This is a genomic window from Amycolatopsis sp. QT-25 (genome assembly GCF_029369745.1).
In the GTDB taxonomy this organism is placed as follows: domain Bacteria; phylum Actinomycetota; class Actinomycetes; order Mycobacteriales; family Pseudonocardiaceae; genus Amycolatopsis.
Genome location: NZ_CP120210.1, coordinates 443446 through 462542, shown reverse-complemented (window position 1 = coordinate 462542; position 19097 = coordinate 443446). Strand labels below are relative to the sequence as shown.

General features: G+C 69.7%; 20 protein-coding genes. 4 read left to right on the top strand and 16 right to left on the bottom strand.

What is annotated here, in order from left to right; all coding sequences use genetic code 11:
- Positions 1 to 167: 167 nt before the first annotated feature.
- From P3102_RS02325 to P3102_RS02285, 9 genes are all read right to left on the bottom strand, one after another.
- A complete protein-coding gene (locus tag P3102_RS02325) occupies positions 168 to 269 on the bottom strand; it encodes an AURKAIP1/COX24 domain-containing protein (RefSeq protein WP_007030867.1) in 102 nt (33 codons plus the stop codon).
- A 145-nt stretch (positions 270 to 414) separates the two neighbouring features.
- Positions 415 to 630, bottom strand: coding sequence for a helix-turn-helix domain-containing protein (locus P3102_RS02320; RefSeq protein ID WP_276366141.1), 216 nt, complete (start codon positions 628 to 630; stop codon positions 415 to 417).
- A 153-nt stretch (positions 631 to 783) separates the two neighbouring features.
- The gene (proC, locus tag P3102_RS02315) at positions 784 to 1653 is read right to left on the bottom strand and encodes a pyrroline-5-carboxylate reductase (protein ID WP_276371591.1); all 870 of its coding nucleotides are present in this window, start codon (positions 1651 to 1653) and stop codon (positions 784 to 786) included.
- A 102-nt stretch (positions 1654 to 1755) separates the two neighbouring features.
- Positions 1756 to 2586, bottom strand: coding sequence for a thioesterase family protein (locus tag P3102_RS02310; protein WP_276366140.1), 831 nt, complete (start codon positions 2584 to 2586; stop codon positions 1756 to 1758).
- 141 nt (positions 2587 to 2727) lie between these two features.
- Positions 2728 to 3525, bottom strand: coding sequence for a sugar phosphate isomerase/epimerase family protein (locus tag P3102_RS02305; protein WP_276366138.1), 798 nt, complete (start codon positions 3523 to 3525; stop codon positions 2728 to 2730).
- Positions 3526 to 3547: 22 nt separating this feature from the next.
- Complete coding sequence (locus P3102_RS02300) at positions 3548 to 5215, bottom strand: hypothetical protein (protein WP_276366136.1); 1668 nt, start codon at positions 5213 to 5215, stop codon at positions 3548 to 3550.
- Between the two features lie 105 nt (positions 5216 to 5320).
- Positions 5321 to 6310, bottom strand: a complete 990-nt coding sequence (locus P3102_RS02295) for a Ppx/GppA phosphatase family protein (RefSeq protein ID WP_276366134.1) — start codon at positions 6308 to 6310, stop codon at positions 5321 to 5323.
- Between the two features lie 241 nt (positions 6311 to 6551).
- The gene (locus tag P3102_RS02290; RefSeq protein ID WP_125788664.1) at positions 6552 to 7241 is read right to left on the bottom strand and encodes a response regulator transcription factor; all 690 of its coding nucleotides are present in this window, start codon (positions 7239 to 7241) and stop codon (positions 6552 to 6554) included.
- A complete protein-coding gene (locus P3102_RS02285) occupies positions 7238 to 8470 on the bottom strand; it encodes an ATP-binding protein (protein ID WP_276366133.1) in 1233 nt (410 codons plus the stop codon). Before P3102_RS02285 ends, P3102_RS02290 begins: the two co-directional genes overlap by 4 nt.
- A gap of 290 nt (positions 8471 to 8760) precedes the next feature.
- Between P3102_RS02285 and P3102_RS02280 the strand changes: the two genes are divergently transcribed.
- Both P3102_RS02280 and P3102_RS02275 read left to right on the top strand, forming a co-directional pair.
- A complete protein-coding gene (locus tag P3102_RS02280; protein WP_276366131.1) occupies positions 8761 to 9408 on the top strand; it encodes a DNA-binding response regulator in 648 nt (215 codons plus the stop codon).
- Positions 9405 to 10331, top strand: a complete 927-nt coding sequence (locus P3102_RS02275; RefSeq protein ID WP_276366129.1) for a hypothetical protein — start codon at positions 9405 to 9407, stop codon at positions 10329 to 10331. The genes P3102_RS02280 and P3102_RS02275 overlap by 4 nt, the downstream gene beginning before the upstream one ends.
- Before the next feature lie 5 nt (positions 10332 to 10336).
- Here P3102_RS02275 and P3102_RS02270 read toward each other — a convergent pair whose 3' ends face one another.
- The 7 genes from P3102_RS02270 to P3102_RS02240 form a co-directional block, all read right to left on the bottom strand.
- The gene (locus tag P3102_RS02270) at positions 10337 to 11086 is read right to left on the bottom strand and encodes a phosphoglyceromutase (protein ID WP_276366127.1); all 750 of its coding nucleotides are present in this window, start codon (positions 11084 to 11086) and stop codon (positions 10337 to 10339) included.
- Positions 11087 to 11521: 435 nt separating this feature from the next.
- Positions 11522 to 12442, bottom strand: a complete 921-nt coding sequence (locus P3102_RS02265; RefSeq protein ID WP_276366126.1) for a DUF4349 domain-containing protein — start codon at positions 12440 to 12442, stop codon at positions 11522 to 11524.
- Between the two features lie 67 nt (positions 12443 to 12509).
- Positions 12510 to 13025, bottom strand: coding sequence for a YbjN domain-containing protein (locus P3102_RS02260; protein ID WP_276366124.1), 516 nt, complete (start codon positions 13023 to 13025; stop codon positions 12510 to 12512).
- Positions 13022 to 14326 carry a D-inositol-3-phosphate glycosyltransferase gene (gene mshA / locus P3102_RS02255; RefSeq protein ID WP_276366122.1) on the bottom strand — a complete coding sequence of 435 codons (1305 nt, stop codon included), beginning with the start codon at positions 14324 to 14326 and terminating at the stop codon, positions 13022 to 13024. The genes P3102_RS02260 and mshA overlap by 4 nt, the downstream gene beginning before the upstream one ends.
- 21 nt (positions 14327 to 14347) lie before the next feature.
- Entirely contained in the window at positions 14348 to 15160 is an 813-nt protein-coding gene (locus P3102_RS02250; protein WP_276366121.1) for an alpha/beta hydrolase, read from the bottom strand.
- A gap of 111 nt (positions 15161 to 15271) precedes the next feature.
- Positions 15272 to 16447, bottom strand: coding sequence for an Ig-like domain-containing protein (locus P3102_RS02245; protein WP_276366119.1), 1176 nt, complete (start codon positions 16445 to 16447; stop codon positions 15272 to 15274).
- Positions 16448 to 16666: 219 nt separating this feature from the next.
- Complete coding sequence (locus P3102_RS02240; protein ID WP_276366118.1) at positions 16667 to 17731, bottom strand: UDP-N-acetylmuramate dehydrogenase; 1065 nt, start codon at positions 17729 to 17731, stop codon at positions 16667 to 16669.
- 26 nt (positions 17732 to 17757) lie between these two features.
- Here P3102_RS02240 and P3102_RS02235 point away from each other — a divergent pair, with 26 nt between their 5' ends.
- Both P3102_RS02235 and P3102_RS02230 read left to right on the top strand, forming a co-directional pair.
- The gene (locus P3102_RS02235) at positions 17758 to 18255 is read left to right on the top strand and encodes a DUF2505 domain-containing protein (RefSeq protein ID WP_276366116.1); all 498 of its coding nucleotides are present in this window, start codon (positions 17758 to 17760) and stop codon (positions 18253 to 18255) included.
- On the top strand, positions 18237 to 19034 hold the full coding sequence (locus P3102_RS02230) for a class I SAM-dependent methyltransferase (RefSeq protein ID WP_276366115.1): 798 nt from the start codon (positions 18237 to 18239) through the stop codon (positions 19032 to 19034). The genes P3102_RS02235 and P3102_RS02230 overlap by 19 nt, the downstream gene beginning before the upstream one ends.
- Positions 19035 to 19097: the final 63 nt, after the last annotated feature.

The following is a 19097-nucleotide window of genomic DNA, read 5'->3' as shown; positions in this document are numbered from 1 at the left end:
CTGCCCTTGAGATGTTACCGCTCATCAGGGGTGGTCGACGCAGCGCTTACATGCTATTAACCAGCCGCTCGCGGAGGGGACGCACGTCTCACTCGAACGGACGGAAACCGTCCACCGAATGGGAATGGCCCGTCCAGGAACTGGACGGGCCATTCACCGGCTGTGTCTTACTTGCCGGCCTTCCTACGCTGAACACGCGTCCGGCGCAGCAACTTGCGGTGCTTCTTCTTCGACATGCGCTTACGGCGCTTCTTGATCACAGAGCCCATCGTGAGCGCTCCTTCCTTCGTCGTCGGTCACGCTGCCCGGCGCAGCGTCCAACGGGTGGAGCGCACAGGCACGAGCGGTCTTCCAGGGTACTCGCGCCCCGGAAGACGCCCTCGGGCGGGCACGTTGTGCTCCGTGAAGCGGGCCTCAGCCCACGTCGAAGTACGCGCCTTGGAGATATTCGTGGACGGCCTTTTCGGGCACTCTGAACGACTTCCCGACGCGTACCGCGGGCAGCTCGCCCGAGTGAACGAGGCGGTAGACGGTCATCTTGGAGACCCGCATCAGCGTGGCCACCTCGGCAACGGTCAGGAACTGGACTTGACCCACTGAAGGCGGGTCGTCTTTCTTGTTCGGCGGCATGATTCACCGTGTCCTTCGACACGTGTCGCGCCACGAGGCTTCCCCACCTGTGGTATCGACACGCACGTGCTCTCCTGAGAGTAGCGGGACACATGTGGTCAAAGCGACGCGAGTCACCGAGATGGGCCTGCACGACCTCCCGCAATCAGTCACCTACTTGCGGGGAACCTGCCCGAACGAGTCCTCCACCGACGCACGAGTAGGTGACTGATTGCGGGGTTCGTGGGCGGTACCCAACTCGGTCGAGCGATCCTTGGCGGCCTCGATGGCGGCCAAAAGCGCCGCGCGGACGCCATGCTTCTCCAGCTCGCGGATGGCGTTGATGGTGGTCCCGGCGGGCGAGGTGACGGCTTCGCGCAGCAGCACCGGGTGTTCGTCGGACTCGGCGAGCATCTTCGCCGCCCCGACCGCGGACTGGATGATCAGCTGCCCGGCGAGCGCGCGGGGCAGGCCGAGCAGGATCCCGGCGTCGATCATGGCCTCGACCAGGTAGAAGAAGTACGCGGGTCCGGATCCGGACAGCGCCGTGACGGCGTCCTGCTGCGACTCCGGCACCTCGACGACCTGCCCGACGTGCGAGAGCAGGTCCTTCACCACCGCGATGTGCTCGGCGGTGGCGTGCGCGCCCGCGGAGACCGCGCTCATCGCCTCTCCGACCAGCATCGGGGTGTTCGGCATGACCCGCACCACCGGGACGCCCTCGGCCAGCCTGCGCTCGTACAGGGCCGTCGGCAGGCCCGCGCACAGCGAGACCACCAGCGACTCCTTGCCGAGCAGCGGCGCGAGTTCGTCCAGCACCGGTTCGATGTCCTGCGGTTTGACCGCGACGACCAGCACGTCGGCCCGCCGCGCGGCGTCGGCGACGGTGACCCCGTGCACGCCGTAGCGTTCGGTCAGCTCCGCCACGCGTGCCGGATAGCGTTCGGTGAACAGCAGGTCGGCGGGGCTGTGCCCGCCCTGCAGCAGACCCGAGAGCAGGGCCTCCCCGATCTTCCCGGCACCCAGAACCGCGATCACACTCATGCCTTCTTCCCGTGCCGGGTCACTTTCCGTCGTATGAGCGGGCACTGTGCCGATGATTCGCCCCGCAAGCTCGCTCATGCCGCCCAGCGTGCCAAACCGCCGTCAACCGCCGGGCGCCGGGGCGAGCGCCAGCTGCCGCGCCTGACAGACCAGCCTGCCCTGCGAGTCCACGACGAGCGCGTCCGAGTCGAACCAGGCCTCGTGCACCGACCGGCTCTCGACGATCACCCGCAGCCAGCCCGGCGCCGGCCGGGTGCGCAGCAACGCGGTCAGCTGCACGGTCGGCGCCCAGCCGACCCGGCCGAGGTTGTAGACCACCGGCGGGTTCACGTCGCTCGCGAGCAGCGCGAAGAACGGATCCGGGAGCCCGTGCCGCGGCCGGACCCACAGCCGGATCTTCGGCGGGTCCCCGATCCGGCCGTGCAGGTAGCCGACACTCGCCGGATCGAGCCGGACCTCGCAGCCCTTCGCGAGGTTGAACAGGCCTTCGGAAGTCTCACCGGTCATGGGTGCCGCGCCGGGCGGCGGCTCCACGGGCATGGCCGGGACCTCGGTCCACTCCGGCCGCCGCATCGGCAGGCGCCCCGTGGTCACCCTGGCCTCCACGCAGCTGCGGCCCCGCTGCTCCAGCAGGACCGCGACGACGGAGGCGCGCCTTCCGACCTTCCGGACGTCCATGCGCAGCAACACCGGCCCCACCGCGGGCGGATGCAGGAACTCCGCGCTGATCGCCAGCGGCTCGGACGGCGGCTCGCCGCGTTCGTGGAGGAACGTGAGGGCGGCCTTGGCCATCAGGGCCATCAGGAAGCCGCCGTGCGGATGTCCGCCGATCGACCATTCGGTACGGAGTACCGCCGTGAAAGTACCGTCACCCAGTGATCTCGTCGCGCAGGCCGCGTCGAAGGAGGTGCTCGTTTCGTCGGCCGCGCTCACCGAGCACTGACCCAGGCCACGAGCCGATCCATGGGGGTGCGGGAGATCAACAAACGCAGCTGGTTCACGGTCGGAACTTTACGTGTACCAGCGCCTCGGGCGCAGGGAGGAATGAATCTCCGCACCCGGGGACGATCTTTGTCACTGGCCTAGGTGCAGCCTCGCGAACAAGAGTGACTCCGCGAGGTCTCGCGAGCGTTGCGCCGCGCCCGGCGACCGGCGGGTGTTGATCTCCAGTACGACCTGTCCGGAAAAATCACTGTTCACGAGCTTTTCGAGGAGTTCGGCGCAGGGTTCGATCCCGCGTCCGGGTACCAGATGCTCGTCCTTCGGGAGTCCGGTGCCGTCCGCCAGATGGACGTGCGCGAGCCCGGAACCCATCCGATCGGCGAGGGCGAGGGCGTCCATCCCGGCTGCCGCTGTATGGGACAGGTCGAGCGTGTAGTGGCGAAACCCTACGTCCGTAGGGTCGATCGAGGGCCGGAAGGCCGAGACGCGTGACGTCCGCGAGCCACCGGGCGGCCGGACCTTGAACATGTTCTCGACCGCGATCGCGACGCCGCTGGTCTCCTCGAGTTCGTCGACGAGGTCGCCGAACGCGTCGCCGTAGCGGCGCTGCCATCGGAACGGCGGATGCACCACGACCGTGCGCGCGCCCAGCTCCTGGGCCGCGTCCACGGACATCCGCAGGCGCACTTCGGGATCCGGCGACCACACGCGCTGGGTGATCAGCAGCGACGGCGAGTGGATCGACAGCACCGGCACCCCGGTGCGGCGCGACCACCGGCGCAGCGCGGAGATGTCCTGGCTGACCGGGTCGGCCCAGACCATCACCTCGACGCCGTCGTAGCCGAGGTCGGCGGCCAGTTCGAAAGCCGTGCCCGCCCGCAACGGCCAGACGGACGCCGTCGAAAGGCCGACCGGAACCTGCTGAGCCATTCCGGCATTCTTCCCGAGGCCGCTAACGCGCGACCAAGAGGAGTGCGGCCGGTGAGACCGTCACCACCAGTCCGACCAGCACCGCGAGCACCAGGGTCTGGAGATCCTCCGCCTTGCGGATCCTCCGGACGATCCACACCAGCGCGACGATCACCAGCACCGCGGCGGCCAGCGCGGCGGCGGGGAGGGCGACCCACAGCCAGTTGAAGCCCAGCCAGACGCCCGCGCCACCGACCACGCCGAGGGCGAGCTGACCGGCCAACGCCAGCCACTGCTTGCCCGGCGAGACCTTCTCGGCCGGTGCCGCGGGCTCGTCGTCCTCAACGTGCTCGACGCGCTCGACGTCCTCGACCGGATCGTCTTCGTAGTCGTCCTCGTAGTCGTCGGCACGGTAGCTGTAGTCGTCGCGCTCGAAGTCGGGGCCGCCGTCCGGGTACGCCGGGTCGGCGAACTCGCGCTCGTAGTCGTCGAGGTTGTCCTGCCGCTCGCGGTCGTCCAGCGAGTGGGGCGGCACGAACGGCATCGGCGCGGGGTGGGGCGGGTGGGAAGAACCCATGGTGGGCGGGCCCCCGTCGAACGGGTCCGGCTCGGGGCCGGCGTCCGGTCCGACGGGCGCGACCGGGGGCGGTACCGGCGGGATCCCGCCGATCTCGGTCTCCTCGGACTGCACCTTCTGCCTGCGCTTGCGCCATCCGGCGAGCCCGGCGGGCGGCGCCGCCGGCTCGACGGGCGCGGGCGCCTCGGGTTCGGGCGCGGGTTCGTCGCCGACCGCGGCGAACTGCTCGGTGCTCGGCTCGGCCTTGGGCTGGGCGGGCCGCGCCGGCGGACGTCGGCGTCGCGCCGGCTGGGCGGGCGGCGTCGCGAAACCGCCGCCTGCCATCGGGCCCGGCTGATCCTGCACGTCTTCGGAGGGGGCATCGGGACCACCGGGACCATCGAGGCCACCGGGACCATCAAGGCCGCCGTCGAGTCTCGCGGACAGTCCCGACGGGGGTGCTGCCGGGGGTCCGGCCGTCGGCTCGGGGCGACGACGGACCGGCGGCACCACGCCGCGGGTCTCCTCCGGGCCCGCCGGGCGGGGTCGGCCACGCGGGGGCAGGCCCTCGGAGTCCGGCGGGCGCTGCTGGTAGCCGGACTGCTCCTGCGGCGGAGCCGGCCGGACGAATTGACCCGACTGTTGCGGCGGCCGCTGCTGGTAACCGCTTTGCTCCTGCGGCGGGGTGGGCCGCGCGAACTGACCGGATTGCTGCGGCGGTTGCGGCGGCCGCTGCTGATAGCCGCTCTGCTCCTGCGGCGGGCGCACCGGCGCCGTCTGCCGGGTCGGGGTGGACGCGACGTCCGGCGGCACCGGCAGCGGCGCGGAGTCCTGGTGCGGCGGCGGGACCGGACGTGCGCCGGAGTCCTGCTGCGGCTGCGGAACCGGTCGCCCGCCCGAATCTTGGGGGCGCGTACGACGCGGCGGACGGTTGGGCGGCGGCGGGGTGTCGCCGGACACCCGGTCGATGATCGCCTGCGGCGCGGTGTCGCTCACCGACGGCGCGCGCCTTCCGCGAGTGGGCTCGGGGGCCTCGTCCTCGTCGTCGGCCGCACGGCGTCGCCTGCGGCGCCCGCCTTCCGGCTGGGCTCCGTGCTGCGCGAGCAGCTCCGCCACGGTCTTCTGTGGCCGGCCGCTCTCTGTCTCGTCCGTCATACCGTGCTGTCCAATGCGCGCTCCGGCCGTTGCGAACCGGCACGCGACGGAGCATCGGCGGCGTCGCGCGCGCTATCCACCGTCATCCGCATTTCCGTCACCTCTTCACCGTGCCCGTTCTCCGTCGACTAAGTCCAGTCGGGCGCTGCCGCCCACAGTCTCGTCCGCACCGTTCGAATGGTCCAGCCGTCGAAGGATGACACCTTCTCGCAGCGCCCACGGACAAATCTCCAGTTCTTCCAGGGAAAGCGCCCGCATGGTGGCTTGCGCGACGAGCGCGCCGGCCACCAGCTGATGCGCCCTGCCCGTACTGACCCCCTCCAGTTGAGCCAGGTCATGGGCGGTCATCCGGGAGATGAACGCGATGAGCTGGCGCAACGCGGTGTCGGTCAGGGTACGGCGCACATGCGGCCCGCTGGCCGACGGCGCCGCTCCGGTCAGCCGGGCGAGCGACCGGAACGTCTTCGACGTCGCCACGACACGATCGGGTTCACCCAATTTGGCGACCTTCTTCGCGAGCGGGGCGAGTTGTTCTTCGAGCCACGCCGAAGTCGCGATGAGCTCCGAGCGGGTCGGCGGGTCGTGCTGGAACCGGGTCCTGGTGGTCCGGCCGGCGCCCAAGGGCAGCGATTCGGCCAGATCCGGCTCCTCGTCGCGGCCCATCGCGATCTCCAGCGAGCCGCCGCCGATGTCGAGTACGAGCAGTTTTCCCGCCGACCAGCCGAACCAGCGGCGGACGGCGAGGAAGGTGAGCCGGGATTCGTCGATCCCGGAAAGCACCTTCAGTTCGACGCCGGTCTGTTCCTGGACCTTCGCCAGCACCTTCGGGGCGTTCTTGGCTTCGCGGACCGCGGAGGTCGCGAACGCCATGACCTCTTCGCAGCCGAGCCGGACCGCGGCCGCCTTCGCCGATTCGACCGCCCGCACGAGACTGTCCGCACCCGTACGGCTCAGGTCGCCGTTGCGGGTGATCTGCTCCGCGAGCCGGAGGACGGCTTTCTCGGAATGCATCGGGGTCGGGTGGGCGCCACGGTGGGCGTCGACCACGAGCAGGTGGACGGTGTTGGAACCGACGTCGAGGACCCCTAGGCGCACGAGCGACTACGGTACCCGTCCCCACGTCAGGTCACGAAACCGTAACCGTGATCTGTATCGCAACAACCGTCGACGCGGTCTCGCCACGGGCGTCCCGCGCCGGACGGAGACTTCACCGTCGCGCGCCTTTTCGGGCCGAAGACCCACGGGAATTTCGACGAAGGGGGCGCCTGCCCACCCACGTGACGGGGCGAGTGCAGGACGCCCCCTCGGCGAAATCTTCGTCAGCGCGACAGAGGGATCACGTCTCGAACTTGTAGCCGAGGCCACGCACCGTGACCAGGTGCCGGGGCGATCCAGGGTCCGGTTCGATCTTCGACCGCAGGCGCTTCACGTGGACGTCGAGCGTCTTGGTGTCGCCGACGTAGTCCGCGCCCCACACCCGGTCGATCAGCTGCCCGCGGGTGAGCACGCGGCCCACGTTGCGCAGCAGGTATTCGAGCAGGTCGAACTCCTTCAGCGGCAAGGAGACCTCCTCGCCGTCGACGGTCACGACGTGCCGTTCGACGTCCATGCGCACCGGCCCGGCGGCCAGCACGAGCGGTGCCAGATCGCCTTCGGAGCCCGGCTCGCCGCCGCGGCGCAGCACCGCACGCACCCGCGCGATGAGCTCACGGGCCGAGTACGGCTTGGTGACGTAGTCGTCGGCGCCGAGTTCCAGCCCGACGACCTTGTCGATCTCGCTGTCTCGTGCGGTCACCATGATCACCGGCACCGCGGAACGCTGCCTGAGCTGCTTGCAGACGTCGGTGCCGCTCATGCCGGGGAGCATGAGATCGAGCAGGACGATGTCGGCGCCGTTGCGGTCGAACTCCTCGAGCGCCTGCTGCCCCGTCACGGCGACGGCGGCGGTGAAGCCCTCCTTGCGGAGCAAGAACGCGAGCGGATCGGCGAACGACTCTTCGTCCTCGACGATGAGAACCCTCGTCACAGGTTTCCTCCATGGTCGGGGCTTTCTTGCCCTGTTGCCACGAGACGGGGTGTCCGCTCGGGGGTCTTCTCCGGCCGGGACGCCGGCGGAATCTGTTTCACGGTCGCGGCCGGTTCGGCGGGGATGTGCGCGGGGATCCGCAAGGTGAAGGTCGATCCGGTGCCGGGACGGCTCCAGAGACCGACCGAACCGCCGTGGTTGGCGGCCACGTGCTTGACGATCGCCAGGCCCAGCCCGGTGCCGCCGGTCGCCCGCGACCGTGCCTTGTCGGCGCGGTAGAACCGCTCGAAGACACGCTGCTGCTCGTCCTCGGCGATGCCGATGCCGCGGTCGGTCACCGCGATCTCGACCTTCCCGTCGACCAGCCGTCTGCTGATCGACACCGGGCTGCCCGCCTGCGAGTACGCGACGGCGTTCTCCAGCAGATTCGACAACGCGGTCACCATCAGCGTCCGGTCGCCCTCGATGAGCAGGCCGCTGGCCGCGTCGGTGGTGATGGTGATCTCGGCGGATTCCGCCGAAAGCGTCGTCCGGCCGAGCGCCTCGCGGACCACGGCGTCGACCTCGACCACGTTCAGATCGGGCAGCCGCTCGGCGCCCTGCAGCCGCGACAGCGCGATCAGCTCGGTGACGAGCTGGCCGAGCCGCGTCGATTCGCGGAGGATCTTGCCGCCGAAGCGGCGCACCTCCTCCGTGTCTTCCGCGGCGTCGAGGATGGCCTCGGTGAGCAGCGCGATCGCGCCCACCGGCGTCTTCAGTTCGTGGCTGACGTTCGCGACGAAGTCCCGCCGGACGGCTTCGAGGCGGGCCGCCTCGGAGTGGTCGACGGCTTCGACCACGGTGAACCCGTCGCCGAGCGGGCGGACCTCACCGAGGACGGCCTCGGGCTGACGGCCCCTCGCCTCCAGCGGCGAGAGGTCGATCTCCATCGGCTCGTCGGTCTCGACCACCTGCTCGGCGGCCTTGCGGGCCCGTGGATCGGCCTGGTTGACCTTCACCAGTCCCAGCTCGTAGGCACGGGGGTTGTGCAGGACCATGTCGCCGAACTTGTTGAGCACGACGACGCCGTTGTTGCTGGACCGCACGAGGCGTTCGAGCAGTTCGGCCACGGTGGGCCCGGCGGGTCGCCGCTCTTCGCGGCGGGTGCGGCTCCTCGCGATCAGGAAACCGAAAACCACACCGACGATCAGTCCGCCGACGGCCAGGGCGAGTGCAACAGGCGTGGTCACAGGGGAATCGTAAGGGCGTGGGTAGTCTTTTGGCCTAGTCCCGGCCGCGTACTCGTGATGCCTATGACACCTGCGGACGCCCTGTTCGCCCGCAGGTCAGACCCCGTTCACGTGCTCGACCCCTGACCGAGACCTCCTGGGTGGGGCGAGTCACCCGATACGGGGACATCATCGGGGACTAATGCCCGGATCCCGACTTTCGTCGTGATTATCCGGACCGCCCCTGCCACCTGCCGGCGAATAGCGAAGTTCCCGTCACGGCGGCCGGGGCATGTTGGGACACTGTCGCCGTGGAACTCGTCAGTGACATCTCCCTGATTCGCGGAGAAGAAGAGCTGTTCGACCGGACGGCTCATCTGTTCGTCGCGGCGACCGACATCGCGTGCGCGGCCGATGACCTCTACACCTGGGCCCTGTCCCGGCCGTCGCTCACCCGGCAGGGCGAACGGCTGGTGCGCGACAAACGGATCCGCAAGCTGTACCGGCCCGGCGTCCTGCTGACCGAGCGGTCCGCGGGGCATCTGCACCGCCTGTCCGGCCTCGGCGCGCAGATCCGGATCGGCACCGAGAAGATCAACGAGACGATCCTGCTCGACGAGCGCGTCGCGATCATGGCGGGCGACGAGGGCAAGGCGGTGCGCTCGTACAGCGTCATCTCGCGCCCGGAGCTGGTACAGGGCATTCTGTCGCTGTTCGAAACCGCCTGGCGGGCGGCCGCGACCCTGGAGACGTTCGACGCGCGGTTCGCCGACATCCGGATGGAGGCACCGCAGATCCTCGAGTTCCTGACCACCGGCTGCAAGGACGAGAAGGCCGCGAAGACACTCGGCATGGGCGTGCGCACCTATCAGCGGCGCGTGTCGGAACTGCTCGTCGCGCTCGGGGTGACGTCGCGGCTCCAGGTCGACGCGCGGGCCAGGGAGCTCGGCCTCCTGTGAAGCGCTGGGCGGGATTCGCCGTGCTGCTCGCGCTCGCGGGCTGCACCACCACGGTCTCCGGCACCGCCCGGCCCGAACCGGAGACTCCGCCCGCGAATGTCGCGCTGGTCGACCCGGTGCGGACGGCGTCGGTGCTGACAGCGGTCAAGGCCGCGACCGAAGCGGTGTTCTCCTACGACAGCACGGCGGCGCCCGCCTACGAGAAGGCGATCGCCGACAACCTGACGCCGGGCGCGCGCGACGAGCTGGCGAAACTGTTCGCCGAGGTCCGGAAGTCGACGGAACCGATCAGACTCGTGACCAGGGTGATCGTCTCGGCCGCGGCCGAGGAGACGCCGGACAAGGCGCGGGTGCTGACCGTGCTCGACCAGAGCAGCACCAGGGCGGGTGTCACCAGCAAGGGCATCGCGTCGGTGCGGCTCGCGACCGTGCGCGAGGGCGACCGCTGGCGGATCGGCGAAATCGACGTGAACCCGGCCGGGTCGCCTCCCGTGGTCGAGAGACCGGGTGCGGGTGACCGGGTGTTCGCGAGGGTGCGGGATTCCGCCCGCGATGGCGCTCTCCGCGCCGCGGAAGCCTTGTTGCAGGTCGATCCAGCCGATCCCGAAGGCACCTACGCCCGTTACGAGTCCGTGTCGACCGGGCCGTTGCTGACGCAGTTCCGGCAGGACAAGGCGGCGCGGCTGAACCAGATCCGGTCCGGGAGCGCGAAGGCGTCGCCCGTGCCGAATCCGGCCGCCGCGGTCATGGAGGTCGTGGACGACAAGGCGAGCGTGCTGCTCCACGCGACGACCGACGTCACCGGCGTCACCGGCACAGCCGGGCAGACGACCAAGAAGCACCTGCCGATCGTCCTGCGTCTCCAGCGGCTGCCCGAAGGGTGGAAGGCCGCCGGGGTCGAGTCGGTCCAACCCCTGCCCTGACGCGGTCAGCGGCCCTGGTTCGCCACGGCGGCCGCGGCTTCCTTGGCGGCCTCCGGGTCCAGGTACGTCCCGCCGGCGGTGACCGGCTCGAGGTCGTCCGTCAGGTCGTAACGCAGCGGGATGCCGGTCGGGATGTTGAGCCCGGCGATCGCGTCGTCGGAGATGCCGTCGAGGTGCTTCACCAGCGCACGCAGCGAGTTGCCGTGCGCGGCGACCAGCACGGTCTTGCCCGCGCGCAGATCCGGCACGATCGCGGACTCCCAGTACGGCAGCAGCCGCGCGACGACGTCCTTGAGGCACTCGGTCAGCGGAGCGGCGTCGCCCAGGTCGGCGTAGCGCGCGTCACCGACCTGGCTGAACTCGCCGGCCGGGTCGATCGGGGGCGGCGGGGTGTCGTAGGAGCGGCGCCAGAGCATGAACTGCTCCTCGCCGAACTCGTCCAGCGTCTGTTTCTTGTTCTTGCCCTGCAGCGCGCCGTAGTGCCGCTCGTTGAGGCGCCAGTCGCGCTTGACCGGAATCCAGTGCCGGTCGGCGGCGTCGAGCGCCAGGTTGGCGGTCGAGATCGCCCGGCGCATCAGCGAGGTGTGCACCACGTCCGGCAGCAGACCGGACTCCGCGAGCAGCCGCCCGCCCTTGCGCGCCTCCTGTTCGCCCTGCTCCGACAGCGGCACGTCCACCCAGCCGGTGAACAGGTTTTCCGCGTTCCACGTGCTCTGCCCGTGACGCAGCAGCACCAGAGTCCCAAGCTCAGCCATGCGCACCAGCCTGCCAGAGTGAGCGGAAGCGCCGGTCAGAGGGCCGCAATTGCCCTTTCCTCTACAGAGAGTGCATTACCTGCGAGTAACACTTCACCCATCCAGAAGACGGGTTGCCAACAAGGCACGATCCCCGAACATCGGACTGCACTCCGTTATCCCGGATTTCGAAGTTCACTCGAACAGAGTAACCGGTAGTCTTGTGATTACAGGTGGAGATCTGACAGGTTGACTAAGTCCCGCGCGGCCGGATTCCACGCACTCCCCGGCTCGACGCGGGTGACGACCGCGACTCGTCTCCCCCCTGCCGAGTCGCGGCGCCCGCCGGCCCCGTTGGCATCCCCCTCGTCACCGGGTCCACCTTGGCGGGAACTTCAGCGGGGCGGCTCGAGATCGCGACTCCCCCCTCCCTCGAGCCGTCCCGCCTGTTCCCCTTCAGTCCAGCGGGGGCGCGGACGGCAGCTCCGAAGCGGTCGCCATCGCGGGCGCCGCCGGACGACGCCGCTTGCGCAGCCACCACACCAGCGCGGCCGCGGGGACACCGAAGACCAGCAGGAACGGGACCATCGCACCGAGCACGGTCAGCAGGCCGCCGCCGAAGGTCAGGAACGCGTCCCAGCCGTTCGTCAGGCCGCCGAAGAACCCGCTGCGCGACTCTTCCTCCGCCACGACCGTCTCCGCCTTCACCTGCAACGAAATCGTCGACATGGCGACACTTCCGGCCAGGCGTTCGCGTCGCTTCTGCAGGGACTCGAGTTCGGCCTCGCGGCTCGTCAGTTCGCTCTCCACCGAGGCGATCTCCGAAACCGACGTCGCCCTCGCGAGCAGCGCGCGGATGCGCTCGACACTCGCCCGCTGGGTGGCCAGCCGCGATTCGACGTCGACCAGCTGCTCGGTCACGTCCGTCGCGGTGACCTCGCGTCTCACCTGCTTGCCCAGCTTCCCCAACTGGTCCAGCACGCCGTCGAGGCGTTCGGAGGGCACGACGACGGTGACCGTCGCCCGCTTCTCCTGGGTGCTCTCCTGCCCGGTGTAGCCGGCGGCGCCCTGGGTGACGACGCGGACCTGCGAGATCACGTCGGCGACGTTCGGCGCGGTGAGTTCCACGCTCGCCGTGCGCACCAGCTTGCGGTCGGTGCTCCCCGGCAGGCCCGCCGGCACGGGTGCTTTGTCCGTACCGGCCTTGCCCGCGCTGTCGGTGCTTTCCTTGTTCGACGGGCCCTGATTCGGCGCCGCCTGCCTGCCGTCGGCCGGCCTCGGCTGCGCGGCGGACTCGCCGCCGGAGTTGTTCGCCGAGCAGCCGGCGAGCGCCAGCACGATGCCCGCCGCGGCCACCCATCTCAATCGCTTGCGCATCCGTCCTTCTCCCTCCAGTGCTGCGGAGAGAGACGGAGCCGGGCTCAGGCCCGTTGCACCGTTCGGGTCACGAGTCGGTCAAGGCCCCGGGTTCGTGCCCGTTCGAAGGTTCGACGAGATGTTTGAACGCCTGAAGGTTCGCCAGGGACTCCCCGCGAGAGACGCGCCAGTCCCATTCGCGTTTGATCGATTCGGCGAACCCGAGTTCCAGAAGCGTGTTGAAGTCGCCGTCGGCGGCCTCCAGCACCTGCCCGAGGATCTTGTCCAATTCGCCTTCGGTGACCGTGTCCAGTCCGAATCGGCCGACCAGGTAGATATCGCCCATCGCGTCCACGGTGTAGTGCACGCCGTACAGTTTCGCGTTGCGGCGCAACAGGAAACGGTAAACGTCCTCATGGGACTCGTCGGGACGGCGGCAGACGAAGGCTTCGACGGCGAAGGCGTGGTCGCCGACGACCAGCCAGCAGTTGGTCTGGAGTTTCTTGGTGCCGGGCAACGTGACGAAGTACTTCCCTTCGCCACGCCTGTCGTATTCCAGGCCCGCATTGTCCAAAGAGGACCGCAAGGTCTCGTCGAGCGTCAAACCGCCACCTCCGCGCGCTGTTCGAGGGCACGCCGGAACGCGCCGGTCGCCTGAGCGTACGTGTCCAACAGCCGGTCCGTCGTACGGCGCCACGAGAAGCGCCGAGCGTGGACGACGGCGTTGGCCGAAAGTTCGGCTCGCCAGCCGGGTCGCAAGGCGACGTTCGCGAGCGCGCCCGCCCAGTCCTTCGGCTCGTGCGACGGCACGAGCAGGCCGGAAACACCGTGCGGGACGGCGACCGGCAGCCCGCCGACCTCGGCGGCGATCACCGGCGTCCCGCAGGCCTGCGCCTCGAGCGCGACCAGTCCGAACGACTCGTTGTAGCTCGGCACGGCGACGAGGTCGGCCGCGCGGTAGACGTTGACCAGCGACCGGCCGGGCTGCGGCGGCATGAACCGGGTCTGCTCCTCGATCCCGAGGGAGACGGCCAGCTCGCGCAGGGCCTGTGGCTGCTCCAGCCCGGTCCCGGACGGGCCGCCGACGATCAGCACCACCAGCCGCGACGCCAGCTCCGGCCGCTCGCGCAGCATTTCGGCCGCGGCCAGCAGGAGGACGTCCGGCGCCTTCAGGGGCTGGATCCGGCCGGCGAAGGCCAGCACGATCGCGTCCTGCGGCAGACCCAGCGCCCGGCGCGCCGCCGCGCGGGAGCCGGGGGTGAACCGGTCGAGGTCGACGCCGGGCGGGATGGCGTGCACGGCGTGCGGGTCGGCGTCGTACAACTCGATCAACTCGCGGGCCTCGACGCGGGTGTTCGCGACGAGGCAGTCCGCCTCCTCGACGACCTGCTCTTCGCCGATCACGCGGGTGCGCGGCTCGGGGGTGTCGCCTTCGGCCAGCGCGGCGTTCTTGACCTTGGCCAGCGTATGCGCGGTGTGCACCAGCGGCACGCCCCAGCGGTCGCGGGCGAGCCAGCCCGCCTGACCGGAAAGCCAGTAGTGCGAATGGATGAGGTCGTAGTAGCCCGGCTCGTGGAACGCCTCGGCCCGCAGCACCCCGGCGGTGAACGCGCACAGCTGCGCGGGCAGCTCGTCGCGGCCCAGCGGCTCGAACGGACCGGCCGGGATGTGCCGCACCAGCACACCCGGCGCCAGTTCGGCGATCGGAGGCTGATCCGAGGACGTCGCGCGCGTGAACACCTCGACCTCGACGCCGCGGCGGGCCATCTCGGTGGCCGTTTGGCTCACGTAGACGTTCATCCCCCCGGCGTCGCCGGTACCCGGCTGCTCCAGCGGAGAGGTGTGCAACGACAGCACCGCGACGCGCCTTGGCGCGGCATCGAACCCGTGCAGAGGGATCGTCACCTGGTCAACACTCCCGAAGTCCTACTGATCGGCGAACCGGCGCAGTAGATCACCGAACTCGTCCGCCGCTTCGGCGAACGGCAGATGCCCCACCTCAGGTAGCCAACGCACGACGGCCCCCGGAATCTTCCCGGCCGCGTATTCCGCCGACGTCGGATCGATCACAGCGTCCGCGAGACCATGGATGATAAGTGCCGGTTTGTCCAGATCACGCAGGACGTCCTCGCTCCCGACGTCGCGCCGGAACAGCGCGGACCGCACGGAAGGCGGGGTGGAAAGGCAGGCCCCGAGCAGCGACTGGGTGAGCGTGCCGGACACCGGGGAGGTCGTCATCCGTGCGCTGAACTGCACCAACGCGGGAATCGCGACCGACGGATCGTCCGAAAGCACCGCCGGGATGGCTTCGCGCATCGCGGGGCCGATCTTGCCACCCGACCGATTCTTGCCGATTTCTGTGATAGCGCCCACAAAAGCGACGCCACTGAGCCGCGCGGAGCCGTGCACCCGGAGGTAGTCGGTGATCACCAGGCCGCCGTAGGACCAGCCGACGACGATCGCGTCGTCACCGGCGAAGTCGAGCACGGAGGCGAGATCCTCCGCCCAGACGCGCGGATCGTCGTAACCGGCGGAGGGCACCTCGGAGTCCCCGTGCCCGCGCAGATCCATCGCGACCAGGCGGAACCGCTCGCTGAGGGCGGGATCCGCCAGCTGCGGCGCCCAGGCCTTGGCGGACTGGGCCCAGCCGTGCACGAACACGATCGGACGGGTGTTCTCGGCGCCTTCGACCCACAAGCCGATGCGGGTCCCGCCGTAGCCGACTACCTCGGTCTTCATGCCCGCAGCCTAGGAGGTCGGCCGGGGTGGTCGTGAGTGGCGATTCGGGTCGGTACCCGAATCGCCACTCACGACCACCTGTACGGGACGGCCACCGGTGCCCTGCTTCGCCTACTTGATCGCCGAGAGTGCCTTCCACGACTTCCAGTCGTAGAACCAGTTCTTGACGTCCGATTTGGTCGGACTGCCCAGTTTCGACCCGGTGATCTCCACCGGGTCACCGATCATCGCCGTGTCGAAGTACTTCTTCGCGTCCGCGTCGAGCAGGTTCACGCAGCCGTGCGAGGTGTTGGCCTTACCGATGTTCGCCGCGTTGTCCTGGTTCTCGTGGATGTACTCGCCGTTGTTCGAGATCCGGCAGGCCCACTTCTTGTTGACGTTGGTGTAGCCGTAGCGCGCGTTGTCGAACCGCGCCGTCGGCTCCTTCGTCATCACGATGAACGTGCCGTTGGGGGTGTTGCGCTGGACGTCGGAGTCGAGCCCGTTCGAGCACGGGTAGCTCGCCGACTCCGTCCCGCCCCGGTAGACCTTCATCACGTGGTCCGGGGTGTTGATCTTGACGACCTGGTTGCGGCCGATCTTGAACTCGGTGGTCACGTCGGCCTTGCCGTACGCGCCGCCGCCGAGCGCGACGCCGTAGAGCTTCGCCTCGACGCTGACCTTGATGTTGGCGGGCCAGTACTCCTTGGGCCGCCAGTCGACCTGTGTGTCCGACAGCCAGCCCCAGGAGCCCTCGACGTCCTTGTCGGTCTTCACCTTGAGTGCCTTCTCGGCGGCAGCCTTGTCCTTGACCGGGGACGCGAACTTCACGCTGATCGGCATCGCGACGCCGACTTCGGCGTCGTCGGTCGGGTTCAGCGTGGCGCGAATCTCCTTGGCGGGCTTGACCGTGGTGAAGGAGCCCTTGAACTCGGCGGGCTTGTTGTCGCTGCCGGTGGCCTTCGCGGCGTAGGTGTACGTCTTGCCGTAGCCGAGGACTTCGGTACTGGTCCAGGTGAGTCCGTCGGGGGAAAGCTCGCCCTTGACGTCCTTGCCGCCGTCCCCGCTGACCTTGACCTCGGTGAGCTTGCCGTCGGCGACCTTGACCACCACCGGCGTCACCACGGAGGCGTCCTTGGCGTCGGCGGCGGGTTCGGCGGTGATCTTGGCGACCGGGGCGGCGGCCTGTTCTTCGCCACCGCTGCCTTCCGGCTTCGCGTTGCCGCCTTCTTCGCCGGAACAGGCCGCGGCCAGCATGGCCGCCCCCGCGGCGAGCGCGGCCTTGAACACCGTGCGCCGTTCGATCACCGTTTACCTCCCATGAAGATCCCCGTCTCCCCCGCGAGCCTCTACCCGCTCAGCGCTGGGAACCTCTCCGACGTTACCCGCGGCGACGGAAGTCACCCCCCGCGCTCTGGGAATAGACGCACGGGACCGGCGTGGGGTTGTGCACTTCCCCGCAATTCGTCACCTGCTTGCGAACTTCGCGTGGGCGGGATGTCGCAAGCAGGTGACGAATTGCCGGGTTCAGAGCGAGCAGTTGATCAACAGGGGTTCGGGGTGCAGCGAAACACCGAAGCGCGCCTCGACGCCGTCGCGCACCTCACGCGCCAGAGCGAGGAGGTCCGCGGTCGAAGCCTTGCCGCGGTTCGTGAGCGCGAGCGTGTGTTTCGTCGACAGCGAGACCCGGCCGCCGGGCCCCGCGTGGCCCTTCCCGAAGCCGGCCCGCTCGATCAGCCACGCGGCGGACAGCTTCGTGCCGCCGGGGGCCGGGTACTGCGGCACGCGCACGTCCTCGCCGACGACTTCCACGATCCCCGCCAGCACTTTCGCCAGCCTCGCCTCCCCGATGATCGGGTTGGTGAAGAACGAGCCCGCGCTCCACGTGTCGTGGTCGTCGGCGTCCAGCACCATGCCCTTGCCGCGACGCAGGGCGAGGACCGCTTCGCGCGCTTCGGCCGTCGGGACCCGGTCACCGATCTCGACACCGAGCGTGCGGGCGAGTTCGGCGTAGCGGATGGGGGCCGAGAGGCCGTCTTCGCTGACCTTGAAGCGCACTGTGAGCACGACACCCGCGTCGGTCCCTTTCAGGATCGACGTGCGGTAGCCGAAGCCGAGTCCTTCAGCGGTCAGCGTGCGGATCTCACGGGTGGCGCGGTCGTAGAGGTCGACCGAGATCAGCGACTCGGCGACCTCGCAGCCGTACGCGCCGACGTTTTGGATCGGCGTCGCGCCGACCGAACCGGGGATTCCGGAGAGGCATTCGAGCCCGCCGACGCCCTCGGCGACCAGCCCCTCGACGAAACCGTCCCAGTTCTGGCCCGCCGCCACCTCGACGAGATCTCCGTCACGTGTCCAGCCGGTGGTGCCGACCTTCAGCACCGTGCCGTCGAAGCCGTCGTCGGCGACGACGAGGTTCGACCCGCCGCCGAGCAGCAGGACCGGCTCACCCGCTTCGTCGGCCTCGCGAACCGCCTCGACCAGGGCCTGCACGGTCGTCGCCTCGGCATAACGCCGTGCCGGACCGCCGAGCCGCAGGGTGGTGTGGTCGGCGAGGGCGGCGTGCTGGGTGGGAGTTTCGGCAGTGCTCACGCCCGTGAACGGTACTGTCTGGCGCCATGGCCTCCCGTATCGAGCACCGCTCAACGTTCTCCGCAGACGTCGCGACCACGTTCGAGGCGGTCGCCGGCGAGGCGGCGCTGCGGGCCAGGCTGGAGCGGATCGGCGGTGACGACGCGGAGCTGCTGGAGTACGTCCCGGCCGGGGACGGCGTGCGCTACAAGCTGCGTCAGGGCATCAGCTCGGACAAGCTCCCCTCGGCCGTGCGGACGCTGCACCGGGGCGATCTGATCGTCGAGCGCGAGCAGACCTGGAAGGCCGCCGGAGCCGGCTACACCGGCACCGCGACGGCATCGGTCTCGGGCGTGCCGGGCGAGATCACCGCGAAGACGTCGCTCACCGGCGAAGGCGGGCAGGCGACGCTGGTCAACAGCGGCGAGGTCAAGGTGCGGATCCCGTTCGTCGGCGGGAAGCTGGAAGGCGTGATCGCCGAACAGGTCACCAAACTGCTGGAACGCGAGGCCGAATTCGTCGTGAAGTGGCTGGCCGAGCGCTGAAGCCGGTCGGGGCACCGACACGAGGGACGACCAACCCCAACCGGCTCCGCCGCGTGGACCGGTGGCTCGCGAGCGACCCCGTCGTGACGCGGCTGCTGCACCGCGCGGACGAACCGCTCGTGGTGGACCTCGGCTACGGCGCCTCGCCGGTGACCACGGTCGAGATGGCGCGGTGGCTGCGCCCGGTCCGGCGCGACGTCCGCGTGCTGGGCCTGGAACTGGACGCCGAACGGGTGGCCGTCGCGCAATCCGCCGTCGACCGGCCGTGGCTGGACTTCCGGCGAGGCGGCTTCGAACTCGCCGGGACCCGGCCGGTGCTGGTGCGCGCGTTCAACGTGCTGCGGCAGTACGACGAAGCCGACGTCCCGGGCGCCTGGTCGCTGATGCTGGACGCGATGCCGCCGGGCGGACTGCTCGTCGAAGGCACCTGCGACGAGATCGGGCGGCTGAGCACCTGGGTCGCCGTCGGCTCCGGCGGGCCACGCACCCTCACCCTTTCGGTCCATCTCGCCAGCCTGGAACGTCCGTCCACAGTGGCCGAACGTCTGCCCAAGATACTCATCCACCGCAACGTTCCCGGCGAACGCGTCCACGATCTGCTGTCCACTCTGGACACTTGCTGGGCGACGGCGGCGCCGCATCAGAACTTCGGCGCCCGCGCCCGCTGGGCACATACCGTGCACCTGCTCACCGCCCGGGGCTGGCCGGTGCTGAACCGGCCGTCGCGGTGGCGGCTGGGTGAACTCACCGTGCCGTGGTCGTCGGTGGCCCCGGACTAGGAATTCACCGGTCCAACCCCGCTCCGTCACCCCAAAGCGACCTGCGGTGATCACCATGGAACC